16 protein-coding genes and 1 pseudogene are annotated in these 14,839 nt (G+C 55.1%); 11 read left to right on the top strand and 6 right to left on the bottom strand.

Features of this window, described 5'->3' with window-relative positions:
- Positions 1-12 precede the first annotated feature (12 nt).
- Positions 13-294, top strand: coding sequence for a hypothetical protein (locus P5704_017100; protein WOF77749.1), 282 nt, complete (start codon positions 13-15; stop codon positions 292-294).
- 107 nt (positions 295-401) lie between these two features.
- Positions 402-674, top strand: coding sequence for a hypothetical protein (locus P5704_017095; protein WOF77748.1), 273 nt, complete (start codon positions 402-404; stop codon positions 672-674).
- Positions 675-815: 141 nt separating this feature from the next.
- On the opposite strand, the pseudogene P5704_017090 reads toward P5704_017095, so the two are convergent.
- From P5704_017090 to P5704_017080, 3 genes and pseudogenes are all read right to left on the bottom strand, one after another.
- Positions 816-975: pseudogene (locus P5704_017090) on the bottom strand (DUF4113 domain-containing protein).
- Positions 976-1,606: 631 nt separating this feature from the next.
- Complete coding sequence (locus tag P5704_017085; GenBank protein ID WOF77747.1) at positions 1,607-1,957, bottom strand: DUF3147 family protein; 351 nt, start codon at positions 1,955-1,957, stop codon at positions 1,607-1,609.
- A gap of 29 nt (positions 1,958-1,986) precedes the next feature.
- A complete protein-coding gene (locus P5704_017080; protein ID WOF77746.1) occupies positions 1,987-2,274 on the bottom strand; it encodes a metal-sensing transcriptional repressor in 288 nt (95 codons plus the stop codon).
- A 522-nt stretch (positions 2,275-2,796) separates the two neighbouring features.
- Here P5704_017080 and P5704_017075 point away from each other — a divergent pair.
- Positions 2,797-3,534: a HupE/UreJ family protein gene (locus tag P5704_017075; GenBank protein ID WOF77745.1), complete on the top strand. Its 738-nt coding sequence runs from the start codon at positions 2,797-2,799 to the stop codon at positions 3,532-3,534.
- A gap of 355 nt (positions 3,535-3,889) precedes the next feature.
- Positions 3,890-4,198, top strand: coding sequence for a hypothetical protein (locus P5704_017070; GenBank protein WOF77744.1), 309 nt, complete (start codon positions 3,890-3,892; stop codon positions 4,196-4,198).
- 266 nt (positions 4,199-4,464) lie between these two features.
- Here the strand turns inward: P5704_017070 and P5704_017065 are convergent, their stop codons facing one another.
- Complete coding sequence (locus tag P5704_017065; GenBank protein WOF77743.1) at positions 4,465-5,496, bottom strand: DNA-binding protein; 1,032 nt, start codon at positions 5,494-5,496, stop codon at positions 4,465-4,467.
- 117 nt (positions 5,497-5,613) lie between these two features.
- Here P5704_017065 and P5704_017060 point away from each other — a divergent pair, with 117 nt between their 5' ends.
- Genes P5704_017060 through P5704_017050 form a run of 3 tightly spaced genes read left to right on the top strand, consistent with a single transcriptional unit; the run spans position 5,614 to position 8,752 of the window.
- Positions 5,614-6,645, top strand: a complete 1,032-nt coding sequence (locus tag P5704_017060) for a site-specific integrase (GenBank protein ID WOF77742.1) — start codon at positions 5,614-5,616, stop codon at positions 6,643-6,645.
- 29 nt (positions 6,646-6,674) lie between these two features.
- Positions 6,675-7,418, top strand: a complete 744-nt coding sequence (locus P5704_017055; protein WOF77741.1) for a phage Gp37/Gp68 family protein — start codon at positions 6,675-6,677, stop codon at positions 7,416-7,418.
- Between the two features lie 20 nt (positions 7,419-7,438).
- Entirely contained in the window at positions 7,439-8,752 is a 1,314-nt protein-coding gene (locus tag P5704_017050) for a three-Cys-motif partner protein TcmP (GenBank protein WOF77740.1), read from the top strand.
- Between the two features lie 91 nt (positions 8,753-8,843).
- Here the strand turns inward: P5704_017050 and P5704_017045 are convergent, their stop codons facing one another.
- Positions 8,844-9,524, bottom strand: a complete 681-nt coding sequence (locus tag P5704_017045; GenBank protein WOF77739.1) for a heavy metal response regulator transcription factor — start codon at positions 9,522-9,524, stop codon at positions 8,844-8,846.
- A 414-nt stretch (positions 9,525-9,938) separates the two neighbouring features.
- Here P5704_017045 and P5704_017040 point away from each other — a divergent pair, with 414 nt between their 5' ends.
- On the top strand, positions 9,939-10,145 hold the full coding sequence (locus P5704_017040) for a co-regulatory protein PtrA N-terminal domain-containing protein (protein ID WOF77738.1): 207 nt from the start codon (positions 9,939-9,941) through the stop codon (positions 10,143-10,145).
- A gap of 503 nt (positions 10,146-10,648) precedes the next feature.
- On the opposite strand, the gene P5704_017035 is transcribed toward P5704_017040, so the two are convergent.
- Positions 10,649-11,311, bottom strand: a complete 663-nt coding sequence (locus tag P5704_017035) for a DUF305 domain-containing protein (GenBank protein ID WOF77737.1) — start codon at positions 11,309-11,311, stop codon at positions 10,649-10,651.
- A gap of 374 nt (positions 11,312-11,685) precedes the next feature.
- Here P5704_017035 and P5704_017030 point away from each other — a divergent pair, with 374 nt between their 5' ends.
- From P5704_017030 to P5704_017020, 3 genes are read left to right on the top strand one after another with little or no spacing between them, the layout of a single operon-like run.
- Positions 11,686-13,527 (top strand): copper resistance system multicopper oxidase, encoded by a 1,842-nt coding sequence (locus P5704_017030; protein ID WOF77736.1) that lies wholly within the window; start codon positions 11,686-11,688, stop codon positions 13,525-13,527.
- Positions 13,528-13,539: 12 nt separating this feature from the next.
- Entirely contained in the window at positions 13,540-13,842 is a 303-nt protein-coding gene (locus P5704_017025; GenBank protein WOF77735.1) for a hypothetical protein, read from the top strand.
- Entirely contained in the window at positions 13,832-14,830 is a 999-nt protein-coding gene (locus tag P5704_017020) for a copper resistance protein B (GenBank protein WOF77734.1), read from the top strand. The genes P5704_017025 and P5704_017020 overlap by 11 nt, the downstream gene beginning before the upstream one ends.
- Positions 14,831-14,839: the final 9 nt, after the last annotated feature.

Raw genomic sequence — 14,839 nt, 5'->3', positions numbered from 1 at the left:
GAGAACTGCCCGATGACAGAGCCCCATAAAGACACCATTTGCGATGTATGCGCTACCAGTACGAGGGTGCCGGGATACGGCGAGCAGTTCGGGACGCTCCAGGCGCTCTGGGGCTATGGCGCAGGGCATGATGGCGAGCGCTATCGAGTCAATCTATGCGAAAGTTGCTTTTTCGCGGCGCTAGCGTTTTTGAAGCAGGAGCGCCGCACGCAGAATCTGTTCAGCGATGAGCAGCCCTGCGAGGAACGCCCATTCGGACTAGTCGCCTGTGATGACTACTTTGGTGATTCGTAGCCATATCGCAGAGATGAGGTTGTTGGCTCGCCAGCATCGAACTCAGGCCATGTCAGCACCACTCCTCGCTACAATGGCGTCACCCGCAATCGCTCTAGGGATCTCGCTTGACTGACGCAAAACTCATTGAAGCCGAGATGCGGCGCGCACTTGGCCTAGACCCCGCTCCTTCGAAATCGAAGCAGCCAATACCCAAACAGCACTCCACCTTCACACTCGTTGAATTGAGCGTGCGCAAGAACGGTGGCTCGCCATTCCGCTTCGAGCACAGCTCCCGCTCCATCAGTACACTCGCTGCCCAACTCGAGGCCGAGAAAGCGGCTCGAGAGAAAGGGTATGAAGTCTGGGTCGTGTTGGATATCAGGCAGGTTTCATCATAGAACTGAAACAGTCGCCAGTCAGGCCAATCTCGCTGACTGCTCTGGGGCAATGAACGCCTGAATCAACTAGAGCGAATCAATTCGCACTCGGGCAGCTCTTGGCTTATACCTGTTTCTTCCAGGGTAGGCTGCCTCAAGCGCTTACGTTACCGTCCATAACTGATCAATCCGCGTCGTATTGCTCGGGCTCATCATCTCCCGCCGCATGCCCTCAGTCCGGTTTCACCGGCACCCCTGCAGATCGCATGGTTCCCCGTCCCCATCGCGCATTGATCGCATCCATCACGCCCATCACCCGCTCGGCAGTCACTGGCGGTGTAGCGACGCACGGGTCGTCCAGAGACAGGGTGACCTCGATGTGATCCTCGGCCGGCGAGGGGAAGCCAGAGGCGATCGGACTCAGGAACAGGGGCAGCCGCTGGATGGACGCGCGCAGCGGGCCGAGCGGTGTCAAACTCATGATGACGGCTTCAAAAATACTGTATCTGTTGCTGCCGATGCATTTTTGACCCACATGCCGGTATTTCATTGCCCCAGTTTCGAACGCTGAACTCGCTGTTGCATTTCAACTTTTAAGACTGCTGGGTTGGGTCTGCATAGCGTCGGCACCCGGGTCAAAAAATCATCGGCGGCAACAGGCTGGAGTCAGACCGTCGCTATCCGGCCCAGGCTGTGTAAAAACTCCGACACGCTATCGAAGTTCGCGCTCGTGCTTAAATTCTGAAAAAGATCGGCTGGTGTGTAGACCTAGAATTTACGGAGCGACGCGTTTTTCTGCTCGTTTTTTAGTCACCGCCTCGGAGCCCGAGGTTTTTACACAGCCTCGGCCATAAGCGGTCGGTCAAAGTCTTATCCAGAGGGGGTGGGCATCTCATGTTGCATGAGGCGATCCAAGCTATGCGGTGAGCCTGCTGGGCAAGGATGGCTGCCCATTACAGCAATTCGATGCCGAAGCGGCGCATTGCTAGAGCAAACAGGACGAAACACAGGCACGTGGCCAATGCGTAACCCGCCAGTGCCAGCCAGAAGCCGAAGCGAGACATTAGGAGTGGGAACATCAACATCGCCGGTAGCGTGGGGATCACATACCAGAATGTGTACCAGGCATGATTGGCGATCTTTTGTCCCGGCTGATGCTCAATGTGCAGCCAGATCAAGGTCAGCACCGTAACTATGGGCAGGGCGGCGATGACACCGCCAATACGGTCGCCATGCTTGGCCGCTTCGGATACCAAGACCACCATCAGTGCAGTGATCAGGTACTTGGTCACTATCCAGGTCATGACGTGCTCCGCGGTGCTGCGAAAGAAGATCAGAGGTACTTGGTGATCTGCTTGAAGTCACTCAGCGCGGTGGTGTCACCCTGTTCGGTGGCCGCGAGCGCGTGCTCCAGACAGTGATCGATGTGGTCCTGGATCAAGGTGCGCTTGGCCTGGCAAACCGCTTTTTCTACTGCGTGTAGCTGCTGGGCAAGGTCCACGCAGGGGCGACCGACCTCGATCATGCCGACAATGCTGCGCAGGTGGCCTTCGGCACGCTTCAACCTTTTGATGATATCGCTATGACTTTGGTGCTGATGGGCGTGTTCTTGATCGCTCATGCCTTGAGTCCCATGCCTCGATGACTTACGCTTCGATCCTATCCCCCTGGGGGGGATATGGCAAACCTGTCGTTGTCGTCGGGCGGCCAGCCGAATCTGTAAACGAAGACACATCCATGCTCAGTAAACCGGTCAGCGCTCAGTTAACGTTTGTCCTAGCCCTCGTCATGCTAATGGCATGGGCCGGGCATAGCGCCGCGCTTGGCCCTGGGGTGAGCCAAGGTGCGTGGAACGGCGAGGACCGTGCTCATGCTCATTCCCACAGCATGGGTATTTCGGTCTGTGCCAGATGCGCGGATCACTACCACTCCACGCTTACCGCCGACCACGTGCACGAAACGCCATACCTGACCACGCTTCTCACCGTCAGTACGCTGCCAGAGCGTCCGCAGCCGATAGAAGCCACGCGCTACGCCATCCCTCCCAGTCCGATCTTCCTGATCGAGCGGCCACCACGCCCAAGATTTGCGCTCTGACACCGGCCGCTATGCGGCCAATACCACTGTCACGTAGGACTCAACCATGCATTCGCTATCCATGTGCGGTATGGGCGCATTTTCCGCGCGCCCAAACCGCTCGCTAATACTGCTGCTCTTGTTCACCGCATTGCTATTTCTCGGCATGCCTGACGCGCTGGCCCACGCTGTTGCCGAGGGCGACAAGGGCTTTATCCAGGAAAGCTCCGGGGTGATGGTGCTGCCGTTCATTTATATGGGCGCCAAGCACATGATCACCGGGTACGACCATCTGCTGTTTCTGTTCGGGGTGATCTTCTTTCTCTACCGCCTGAAGGACGTCGGGCTCTACGTCACCCTGTTCGCCGTGGGCCACACGGTGACGCTGCTGCTCGGTGTATTGGCGGAAATCACCATCAGTTCCTATGTGATCGACGCCATCATCGGTTTTTCGGTGGTGTACAAGGCGCTGGATAACCTGGGCGCCTTCCAGCGCTGGTTCGGCCATCAGCCCAATACCAAGGCGGCCACGCTGATCTTTGGTTTGCTGCATGGCTTCGGCCTGGCGACCAAGATCCAGGAGTACGAGATCTCGGCGGATGGCCTAGTTGCCAACCTGATCGCTTTCAACGTCGGGGTGGAAATTGGCCAGCTACTGGCGCTGAGCGCCATTCTGATCGTCATGGGCTACTGGCGACGAACCGCCAGCTTCTGGCGCCATGCCTACACCGCCAACGTCGCCATGATGAGCGCCGGTTTCCTCTTGATGGGTTACCAGCTCACCGGCCTGATCGTCTCTCAGTAAGGATTTCTCAGCATGTTCAATACCAAGCTTCCAACCCAGAGTGGGGCCATGCCGAGATAACGGGAAAATTCACTCACATCCCTCCTTCCTGATTGATTTATCAGGCCTTTTTCATGATGGGAATTTTTATGGCATCATAACGAGATCACGGAAAATTAAGACATTCAAACCATAAATGTTTGATTTCTAGGCATTGTGTTGCTCTCACATGCTTGCGCATGTTCGCCCACCTTCAATTAGCCTCAAGATATCCTTCTCCCCGGTGATGGTTCGAGGCGGCCTTCGCGACACCTTCCATTTCCGGTCTCAAATGTGGGCTCGATGGCAGCTGTAAACTTTCCTCTCCTCGGAGGTGATGATCATGCGGCACATTGCAATGCAGCCAACGGAAACGACTTCAGACGTTACCTGTGACGCTTGTTGCCAAAGCACAAGTATTGAGGGCTATGGCCACCAGTTTGGCGTTCTTCAAGCGTGTTGGGGCTATGGTTCCAAGCATGATGGTGAGCGTTATGAGGTTCACCTCTGCGAGCCCTGCTTTTTCCGAACGCTGGCCATGCTACGTCGGGAGCGAATGGTTAACACCATGTTTGATGATGAGCTTGACACCAATCAGGATGAGTTCGGTTTGGTGCGCAAGGATGATTTTTGGGCCGAAGGTTGAGTATGCCGGCCAAAGACCGGTTCGTAGCATCTCATTCACGACGATGCGACCCTGCCAAATCCAGTCCGTCGGCGGCGTTGCTCAGTTGGCGCCCCGCCAAACTGAGGAAATTCACGCAAGGTGCGCCAACTTTTTTCCAGCGTGTCCTTCATAAAATCCTCGCCGGTCAGCTAACTTCGTAGCGGCCTGCCCCAGAGCATTTGCAGTTGGCCTCGCATTAGCCACTCATGCGATCAAATATGACCTGTCTGTCCGACCCGCCCAAGTTAAGGCGTGTCTGCTTCTGGCCCCGGTAACGGTTCATGGCTATCCGCACCGCCGTTGGCAGGCGGTGAATGCTCAATCAGCTTCAGTTGCAAGAGAGCTTCGGACAAACGCTCCTGTAAGGTCTGCGCTTTTTGTGCCTGAACCTCGGCCCTTTCACCAAGCCGGGCTACTTCGGCCTGCAAAGTGTTACTGCGTTGTTCCAAGGCATCATTCGTACGCTCCATTCCGGTCAGCGAGCGCTGAGCGACCTCTAAGGCCTGAGCCTTCTGGGTGAGAAGCTGCTGCTGCGTATGTTGATCCTTCTGTAACTGCCGCGCCTCGGCGAGCAGCCGTGCGTTGTCGCGGTTGAGCTGGGTCAACTCATCCTGTTTGACGATCAGGGTCTGCTGTAACTGCCGCAGCTCCAGTTGCAGCTGTTGCACCTGAGACTCGTGCCGGCGCTGCTCCTGCTCACGCTGCTCCTTGGCGGCCTGGCGATAGTGCTCCAGGGCATCACGGGCGTGCTGATGTTTTTCCTCCAGCGAGCGAATCTGTCCATCGCGGTCCTTTAGGCGCTCCTCCAGGTCGCGGTTGGCCTGCAACAGACGGGCGTTCTCGATCTCGCCCTGTTGGCGGTGCTGCTGCTCCTGCTGTAACGCGTGCTGGGCAGCCTGGAGCTGTTCCGTAAGCCCGCTGAACTGACTTTCCAACTGCTGGATTCGGCTTTCGGCCAGCCGAGCCTGGTTCTGAAAATCGAGCCGTTCGCGTGCAAATTGCTCCCGCTCCTGGGCCACATCGACCTGAGCCTCTTCCGTTAGCTGATCTGCCAACTGGGACACCAGATTGGCCAGCTGCTCGCTGAGCGGGATCGAGGCCGCGTCCCGGCCGCGCTCAGCATCTTCGAGCTCTTTCAAGTAGCGGTGAATGGTGGTTTTCGAGCCGGTGTTACCGAGTTCGACCCGCACCGCATCGATGCTGGGATTCTCGCCTCGCGCCAAGATGGTTTGGCGGGCCTTCCGAACCAGTACTTTATTAATGCCGCCGCGGGCCATGGTTGCTCCTACGATTTCGTATCGTTTTACATACTACGTATTTACGTACTAAAACTTGCCGTTGTAAAGCGAGGTGTTATAGTTAAATTCAGATAAAATAATGAAGCATTATTCAATATGAATGGCGCAAACGGTCGTTCAGTGACCGTTTTTCAGTACATAAAGGCATCTCAGACGATGAAAGACGTCGGGCGCTACCTACAAGCCGGTACGCGGGAAAACACCCGCCGTAGCTATCAGTCGGCCATCGAGCACTTCGAAGTGACTTGGGGCGGATTTCTGCCCGCGACAGGCGATAGCGTTGTCCGCTACCTGGTGGACTATGCGGATACGCTGAGCGTGAACACGTTGAAGCAACGCTTAGCTGCTCTCGCTCAATGGCATATCATCCAAGGATTTCCAGACCCAACGAAGACTCCCACGGTGCGTCAGGTACTCAAGGGCATCCGCACCCTACATCCGGCACAGGTCAAGCAAGCGGCCCCTCTGCAGCTGCAGCACTTAGAGCAGGCAGCCCAATGGCTGGATCAGGAGTCAGATCGAGCTCGGATGCGGGGCGATTTAGCGAACCTGTTGCGCTGCCGGCGCGACATGGCATTACTGCTGATCGGTTTTTGGCGAGGCTTTCGCAGTGATGAGCTCTGCCGGCTGCGGGTCGAGCATATTCAAGCCGAAGCAGGCGCAGGCATGCGTCTGTTTCTGCCACAGAGCAAGGGGGACCGAGAAAATCGCGGTACGACGCACTACACGCCGGCGCTAAAGCGACTATGCCCGGTACAGGCCTATCTCGACTGGATCAGTACTGCAGGTATCGTTCGAGGAGCCGTGTTCCGTCGCCTGGATCGCTGGGGGCATCTCAGCGAGGATGCTTTACACCCGGGTAGCCTGATCAGCCTGCTGCGCCAGATTCTTCAACGCGCCGGGATCCCGGCTGAACTTTATACCAGTCACTCCTTGCGCCGCGGCTTCGCTACATGGGCCACAGCCAATGGATGGGACCTCAAAGGCTTGATGACCTATGTGGGCTGGAAAGACATCAAGTCGGCCATGCGGTACATCGATCCCGCTATTTCATTTGGTGGCCTGGCGGTCAGGCCCGCTGTTGAATTCAATACTGGCACTTTGACGCAACTGCCAGCTTCTCACTAACATCGCTGCACGACAGGAGTGACGGTGAAATGAGTACGCAGACCAGCATCGAATGGACGGAAATGACCTGGAACCCCGTCGTGGGTTGCACCAAGGTGTCGCCCGGATGCAAACACTGCTATGCGGAAAACATGGCCTACCGGCTGCAGGCCATGGGAACGCCGGGCTATGAAAACGGCTTTCGCCTGAGCCTGCGGCCGGAGAAGTTGCAGGAGCCGCTACAGCGCAAGAAACCGACCATTTACTTCGTCAACTCAATGTCTGACCTGTTCCACGAGCATGTACCGGACGAATACATCGACCAAGTATTCGAGGTGATCCGAAAGGCTTCCCAGCACACCTTCCAGATCCTCACCAAGCGTGCCGAGCGACTAGCTGAGTATTTCAGCAAGCGGACGCCTCCAGTCAATGCCTGGCTGGGGGTGTCGGTTGAAGACCGCGAATATGGTGTGCCGAGGATCGACTGCCTGCGCCGGGTAGATGCCACGATTCGCTTCCTCTCTGCTGAGCCGCTGCTAGAAGATCTGGGGGAGCTGGATTTGACCGATATCCACTGGGTCATTGTCGGCGGTGAGTCGGGCCCCAAGGCTCGCCCGATGAAACAGGAATGGGTCGACAACATTCATCGCCAGTGCGACGCCTCTGGCTCAGCGTTCTTCTTCAAGCAATGGGGCGGATGGGGTGCCGATGGCGTGAAACGCTCGAAGAAAGCCAACGGTCGACTGTTGAACGGTCAGACCTGGGATGAAATCCCGCTGCTCAACCTCGCCTGATACCAACACAAGGAATACGCATGGCCAAGGATGACGAGAAGTACCGTTGGGATTGGGGCACGCAGACCTTCCCGACCATCGATCCGCACAGCAAGATCAAACATCAGATCATCGATGAGTACATCCAGACTTACATCGACGTGCTACTGCGAAATCAGTTGATGCCAGAACTAGGCTTGTCGATCGTCGATGGCTTCAGTGGTGGAGGTATATACCACGACGGCGTAGGTGGGAATCACTTCGGCTCTCCCGTGATTGCACTGGAGGCGATTCAGGCTTCGGAGGTCCGCAACAACCTGGAGCGCATCAAGCCGCGCCCCATCCGCTCCCAGCACTATTTCGTTGATGTGAAGCCCGAGAACATTGCCTGCTTGCATTCGGTATTGGCCGCGCGTGGTCATGCTCCTCGGCTTGGCCAGGATGTGCATCTGCATAGCGCTGAATTCACAGAAGCATTGCCGACCATCGCTCAAAAGCTCAAGCATTTCGGCAAGGGTGAGCGTGTGCTCTTCCTGCTGGATCAGTACGGCTATGGCGACGTGCCGTTCCCCAAGATCAAATGGATTTTCCAGCACCTCAGCAATGCCGAGGTGCTGCTGACCTTCAACGTCGATTTTCTGGTCACGTACCTGGCTGACCGCCAAGCGAATCGGAAGGCCATCGCCAATATCGGCCTGGATCACCATGTGCCATGGAGCATGCTGAAAGAGCTGAAGGCCCATCAGCCGCGCAATTGGCAGTACCTGATCCAACGCCATCTGTCTGAAGGGATCAAACAGGAAAGCGGTGCCCAGTACATGACCGTGTTCTTCATCCGCCCTGCTGGCAGCAACCCGATGGCCTATTGGTTTATCCATCTGGCGAACAACTACCGCGCCAACGATGTGATGAAGAAGATCCACTGGAAATACGGCAACAACTTTTCCCATATGCTGTCGCCTTCCAGCTTTTTCGGCTACGACGCCAATCGGGATATCGCCGTGACAGGTCAGCACGATTTGCTGTTGGATGAGCATCACTTCGACGATGCCACCGATGACCGCGTCCGAGGAGAACTTTCAGAGCTCTTGCCCAAACAGGTCTACGAGGTAGAACGGCAACCTTTTTTGGGCCTGATGAGCGGATTGACCAACTACACCATGGCTGACGAGTTTCGCGTAAAGCAGGCGCTCGATATCGCTGTTGCGACCGGTGATTTGCTGGCGGTCGGTAAGGATGGCAAGACCAAGCGTCGCAAGGGCACTAGCATCAAATCCACTGATATTCTGATAGCTCCCCCGCAGCGACCCATCTTCTTCGTGCCACACCTGACGAAATCCAGCTCGGAGAACTGAGGTTCGGCACCGCTCCTTGTTCGGTGGCTAGCCCTAGCCGCATAGGTACCGGTAGCTTGGCCCATCGCGATGGAATGCCGAGCATTTCGCTCTAGGGGTCTGGTACGTCGATCAAATATCCCATCCCACGCGCGGTTTGTATGAGCTTAGGCTCGAACTCATCATCGATTTTTGCTCTCAGCCGTCGTACCGCCACCTCAATGACGTTGGTATCGCTGTCGAAGTTCATATCCCAAACCTGGGAGGCGATAAGGGACTTTGAGAGCACTTCCCCGCGACGCCTAAGCAATAGCTCAAGAAGTGCGAATTCCTTAGCGGTCAGGTCTATGCGTTTCCCCGAGCGCGTAACCCGACGTCTCAGCAAGTCCATCTCAAGGTCGTGGAGCTTGAGTATCGTCTGGTTGGGGGCATGGTTGCCGCGGCGAAGCAACGTACGGATCCTGGCTAGCAACTCGGAGAAGGCAAACGGCTTGATGAGATAATCATCAGCGCCCAGCTCCAATCCCTTTACTCGATCCTGAACCCCATCTCTGGCGGTGAGGAAGAGCACAGGGACCTCATTACCCGCAGCGCGGATTTGATGTAAAACCTGCCACCCATCCAAGCCAGGCATCATCACATCTAGAATGAGCAGGTCGTATGCCGCATTAAGCGCATGCTGAGCGGCATCGGTCCCGTTCTCTACTCGATCGACAGTGAATCCAGCCTCCGTGAGCCCCTGCTGTAGGTAGGTGCCCGTTTTCGGCTCATCTTCAGCAACAAGAAGCTTCATTGAAGGTACTCTCGCCAGCATTTAGAACAGTGTGCCGATTGTCTGGGCGGGCAGCCAGTACCTTACAGAAACGTAATGCCCGCATCATCGGAATGACAGCTTGCAACGCTAACTTTCACGTCAGCAGTTGCTCCCATACTCTGCTTTTGGCCTTTCCATGCTCCTTTGGCCTATCGGCGCCTCGATGGCGCCTTTTTTTTGCCGGCAGGAAACAAGACCTATTGCCAGAACGAAAAGCGCCATACACGCTTTCTGCGCTTTCGCTTGTAGCTGCTTGCCTGCTTTACTGACGAAACCGTAATGTCTAGTTCAGGGATCTGACAGGAACTCTCGGTTAGCTTAGACACAAGCCCAAGCCAAGACTCCTGCCTGGAGCGGCGCTGGGTATCTATGTCTTTCCACGAGGTAACAAGCATGAAACTTTTCAGATCTCTTTCCGTACTGCTCGCCATCGCAGCAAGCTCTTCCTATGCAATGGCAGAAGGTGGTGGTGATCGTACCTTTGCTCGTATGGAGCAGGCTCGGCAAGTGTCGATCGCGGCTTATCAGGCTGATCAGAAGGATCAAGCCCAAGAGGTTGCCTCCAAGGCAGCTCCGGCTGCCAAGCACGCTAAGTGCTGAAGCGAAACCTTACGCAAATGTGAACACTCGGCTCGCTGAACTGTGGCAGCTCCATGAATGTTGTAGCTGCCACGGCGTTGGCGCTTGCAACGTTAGTTGCAAAAGGCCGAAGGGGCCATTATCAGCTACGTTGAAACTTGTTCTTCTAAAAACGAGACCTAGCATCCCCACCTTAAGCGGATGAACGGTATATTGGCGATTCTCTTCAATGACCTCGACAATCGAGGCCTTCTGCATAGCCCGCACAGCCTAAAAAAAAGGCGCCAAAAAAGCGCCGTCAGGCTAAAGGAGCATCAAAAAAGCCTTAGAAAATCGCTCATTATGTCGGGGATGTATTTATGGATACACCCTTTAAACGGTTCTTATCAAGCCTACGACCAAATAAAATCAGTCCTAAAGTGACCGGAATAATTATGATCGGAAGGCGGCGGGCTGTTAGGAGGTTACGGATACTCGCCGCATATTTGGAAAGTCCTACCGTTTCGCCGTGCAGCTAATTCAACCTATTTGTAAGGCTGATAATCGCAGACCCTGAATCGCTCGCACAGCTGTCCACGCATATCATTGATTTGCCTCGTTTGCGCTTGGACTATGCCCTCGCAATAGTGCTTGAGCTCTTCATGTTTCAAATCAAATTTTACCCTGCAATCCTGACTTGGCCCTAACGCCAAATAGTGGTGGTTGCTGAAATTTGCCAAAAACGCTCTGTCGAAATTAGCCCCAGGACTTTCGTACATGAGTGCTTGGATCTGTCGCTGCCCGGCAGGTGGTATCTGCGGAACGTGTGCGACGCCATACCACTCAAGCAAGAACCGCTGAGCTTTCGCAATTTCTTCCCGTTGCGTGCGGTTTGCCATGCGGGCCATTGACTTTATTTCTTCGGAGCTTGCTTTGGCAGGTGTCTCACCAAAGTTCGGAGTAGGCGCAGTCCCTTCACGCGGATCATTTATGTTCGGATCACGCACTGTATCCGTTCCAGCGGCTAGTTCGGTCATTCTAAGCGCTGAGTAATGATGATCGATGATAAAAGTCAGATAGTTCTTTTCAAACGCAGCTGTTCTTCCTGTGCCCGGCCCAGCGGCCTGCACAGGCGCAGTTAATAAAACACTGGCGGTCAGCAATGCAGCACCTAAAAAACCTGTACGGCGCAAAGAGTCGTTAGCCATGGCATTAGTCCTGTATGAATTTACACCCGTTATTATTGTTGCTTTGCTCAAACAGATGACGTTTGTATTCAATGAGCATCATTGCAATCAGATTCTTGTAAGAATCAAAAGTTCCTTCTCACGGTAACGCTATCGCACGGCTTTTACGTGAACGTCCTACATCTTCACTGGCGATTCCTTGGGCGCTTTCTGGTGCGCTTTAAGCTTACAAAAATGTAATCACGCGTCTTACTTCGGCATGCCATATTTACGATGAAAGGCGAGTCGCTTGATAAGACAGACCGCGCGCGAGCCTCTATGATCAATTACCGCTGGCAACACCAACCCGTAGGGCTGGTTTCGGCTTGGCTCCTTAGCTTGATTGGAACCTACACATGCAACGTAAAACCTCTAGGCGAACCTTTGTTAAAGGCTTGACTGCCGCAGGCCTCCTTGGTGGTCTTGGCCTGTGGAGAGCTCCGGTCTGGGCAGTGAGTAGCCCCGGCCAGCCCAGCGTACTAACCGGCACGGAGTTCGACCTGCTGATTGGGGAGACGCCGGTCAATATCACCGGTGCGGCTCGGACGGCGATGACCATCAACGGGACTATCCCAGGGCCGCTTCTACGTTGGCGTGAAGGGGATACCGTCACGCTGCGAGTCAGGAATAAGCTGAGTGAAGATACATCTATTCACTGGCACGGCATGATCTTGCCGGCCAACATGGATGGTGTGCCTGGATTGAGCTTCCAAGGCATCGCTCCCGATGGCATGTATGTATATAAGTTTCAGGTTAAACAGAACGGTACCTATTGGTACCACAGTCATTCAGGGCTACAAGAGCAGCTTGGTGTCTATGGCCCGTTGGTCATCGATGCGAAAGATCCCGAACCGTTCAGCTATGACCGCGATTATGTGGTGATGTTGACTGATTGGTCCGATGAGGATCCCGCTCGTATCCTTTCTAAGCTCAAGAAGCAGTCCGATTATTACAACTTCCACAAGCGCACTGTCGGAGACTTCATTAACGACGTGAGCGAAGACGGCTGGGCCGCTACGATTGCGAATCGGAAAATGTGGGCTCAGATGAAAATGAGTCCCACCGACCTCGCCGACGTAAGCGGCTACACCTATACCTATTTAATGAACGGCCAAGCACCCGACGGGAACTGGACCGGTATCTTTAAGCCCGGCGAGAAGCTTCGTCTGCGGTTCATCAACGGCTCGGCCATGAGCTATTTCGATGTCCGCATTCCAGGGCTGAAGATGACTGTAGTCGCAGCCGATGGCCAATACGTCAACCCAGTTAGCGTCGACGAATTCCGCATTGCCGTGGCAGAAACCTACGATGTGATTGTCGAGCCTGCGACCGAGGAGGCTTACACGATCTTCGCCCAATCGATGGATCGCACAGGATACGCCCGTGGCACGCTAGCGGTTGCCGAAGGGCTGAGCGCTCCTGTTCCAGAAACCGATCCTCGACCACTAATCACCATGGACGACATGGGGATGGATCACGGCAGCATGGGCGGTATGGCGGGCATGGACCATGGCGGCGACATGGGCGCGATGGACCATAGCAACATGTCCGGCATGAACCACGGTGACATGCAAGGGATGGGCGACATGGGCGCAATGGCCGGCATGGATCACAGCAAAATGGGTGGGATGTCCGGGATGGACCACTCTGGAATGGCTGGGATGAGCGCAGGTATGCAATCGCACCCGCCCTCAGAGTCCAATAACCCACTGGTGGACATGCAGACCATGAGCCCAACTCATAGGCTGAACGATCCCGGTATTGGCTTACGAGACAACGGCCGCCGAGTCCTGACCTATAGCGACTTGAGAAGCACTTTCCCCGATCCGGACGGCCGTGAGCCCAGTCGGACGATCGAACTCCATCTCACCGGCCACATGGAGAAGTTCTCCTGGTCATTTGACGGTATAGAGTTCTCTGATTCGGAGCCCCTGCGGCTCAAATATGGCGAGCGGGTACGCATCACTTTGGTCAACGACACCATGATGACCCATCCGATTCATCTGCATGGTATGTGGAGCGATCTTGAAGATGAGAATGGAAAGTTCATGGTTCGCAAGCACACGATCGACATGCCTCCAGGTTCGAAGCGCAGCTACCGCGTGACAGCCGATGCGCTCGGGCGTTGGGCTTATCACTGTCACCTACTGCTTCACATGGAAATGGGCATGTTTCGTGAAGTCCGAGTGGACGAGTAAGAGGAACTTTATATGGGAAATTTTACGAAGCGTAAAACTCTTATCGGCAGCGCGTTAATGTTCAGTCTGCTGGGCGTAATGAATATGTCAGCTGCGTTTGCAGAGCAAAAGCATGATCAGCACAAGCAATCATCGGCTTCATCGCAGAATCCAGGCAACAAGCCGGCATCTCAGACACAAGGCACCTCTAACTCAAAAATGAACCACGACGACATGGATCATGGCTCGATGGACCATGGAGAAATGGAGCACGGCAAGATGGATCATGACCCCAAGGCCACTGATACTGAGGTGGATTCGCACCATGACCACTAGACCTTCTCGCTTTGCTCTGATTGCGCTCGGAGTTTCGTTGAGCGCAGCGGCTGGAGGGACAGCCAACGCTGCCGAGATGATGGATCATTCGATGCATCAAACCCCTCCTGCTGAGGCAGCTCAAGCCCCTGCATCTTCAGCGAAGCCCGCAGCTAAGAATCATGGCTCCGGTGGGCAAACGGACCATTCTGCGATGGGTCATGGTGCGATGGACCATAGCACGATGAACCATGGCCAAATGAAGCATGACGATACGCTCGAAATGCCCGGCATGGTTCATCCCTCGTTCATTCCAGTATTGACCGATGCGGATAGAGAAGCGGCTTTCCCTGGTCTTCAAGGTCATACAGTCCATGACAAGTATCTGGCCTGGTTCCTTCTGCTAGATCAACTTGAGTACCAGAACGCAAATGAAGGTAGCACCCTCAGTTGGGAAGCTACTGCCTGGGTTGGTGGCGATATCAATCGGTTCTGGTTTCGCTCGGAAGGTGAGCGAACGAATGGCGTTACTGAAGATGCGGAAATTCAGGCGCTCTACGGGCGTGCCATCAGCCCCTGGTGGGATGTGGTAGCAGGTGTTCGCCAGGACTTTAAGCCCGAGTCGCCGCAGACGTGGGCGGCTTTAGGCGTCCAGGGGATGGCTCTGTATAACTTTGAGGCGGAAGCCACCGCCTTCGTCGGTGAAGGTGGGCAGACAGCAGCACGTTTTGAAGGCGAGTACGACATTCTCCTCACTAACCGGCTGATCCTCCAACCGACTGCCGAGCTCAATTTCTATGGCAAGGACGATCCTGCGCGCGGAGTAGGCGCTGGTCTCGCAAACACAGAGGTGGGGCTCCGCCTCCGATACGAAATCGTTCGTGAGTTCGCACCGTACATCGGCGTCACGTGGAGCCGGGCATACGGTAATACCGCTGATATGGCGAGAGATGACGGCGAAGACCTAGATGAGGCGCGGTTCGTTGCTGGCATCAGGCTTTGGTTTTAAGGACCTTCG

It is taken from the genome of Pseudomonas sp. FeN3W, assembly GCA_030263805.2.
Taxonomy (GTDB): Bacteria; Pseudomonadota; Gammaproteobacteria; order Pseudomonadales; family Pseudomonadaceae; genus Stutzerimonas; species Stutzerimonas stutzeri_G.
The sequence above is the reverse complement of the archived record's forward strand: the minus strand, read 5'-3'. Positions and strand labels throughout refer to the sequence as shown.

Coding starts and splice junctions, on each gene's coding strand:
- P5704_017065 (WOF77743.1), bottom strand. CDS start 5,496: ATGGCCCGCGGCGGCATTAATAAAGTACTGGTTCGGAAGGCCCGCCAA.
- P5704_017075 (WOF77745.1), top strand. CDS start 2,797: ATGCATTCGCTATCCATGTGCGGTATGGGCGCATTTTCCGCGCGCCCA.
- P5704_017070 (WOF77744.1), top strand. CDS start 3,890: ATGATCATGCGGCACATTGCAATGCAGCCAACGGAAACGACTTCAGAC.
- P5704_017040 (WOF77738.1), top strand. CDS start 9,939: ATGAAACTTTTCAGATCTCTTTCCGTACTGCTCGCCATCGCAGCAAGC.
- P5704_017080 (WOF77746.1), bottom strand. CDS start 2,274: ATGAGCGATCAAGAACACGCCCATCAGCACCAAAGTCATAGCGATATC.
- P5704_017035 (WOF77737.1), bottom strand. CDS start 11,311: ATGGCTAACGACTCTTTGCGCCGTACAGGTTTTTTAGGTGCTGCATTG.
- P5704_017060 (WOF77742.1), top strand. CDS start 5,614: ATGAATGGCGCAAACGGTCGTTCAGTGACCGTTTTTCAGTACATAAAG.
- P5704_017020 (WOF77734.1), top strand. CDS start 13,832: ATGACCACTAGACCTTCTCGCTTTGCTCTGATTGCGCTCGGAGTTTCG.
- P5704_017045 (WOF77739.1), bottom strand. CDS start 9,524: ATGAAGCTTCTTGTTGCTGAAGATGAGCCGAAAACGGGCACCTACCTA.
- P5704_017030 (WOF77736.1), top strand. CDS start 11,686: ATGCAACGTAAAACCTCTAGGCGAACCTTTGTTAAAGGCTTGACTGCC.
- P5704_017025 (WOF77735.1), top strand. CDS start 13,540: ATGGGAAATTTTACGAAGCGTAAAACTCTTATCGGCAGCGCGTTAATG.
- P5704_017085 (WOF77747.1), bottom strand. CDS start 1,957: ATGACCTGGATAGTGACCAAGTACCTGATCACTGCACTGATGGTGGTC.
- P5704_017100 (WOF77749.1), top strand. CDS start 13: ATGACAGAGCCCCATAAAGACACCATTTGCGATGTATGCGCTACCAGT.
- P5704_017055 (WOF77741.1), top strand. CDS start 6,675: ATGAGTACGCAGACCAGCATCGAATGGACGGAAATGACCTGGAACCCC.
- P5704_017050 (WOF77740.1), top strand. CDS start 7,439: ATGGCCAAGGATGACGAGAAGTACCGTTGGGATTGGGGCACGCAGACC.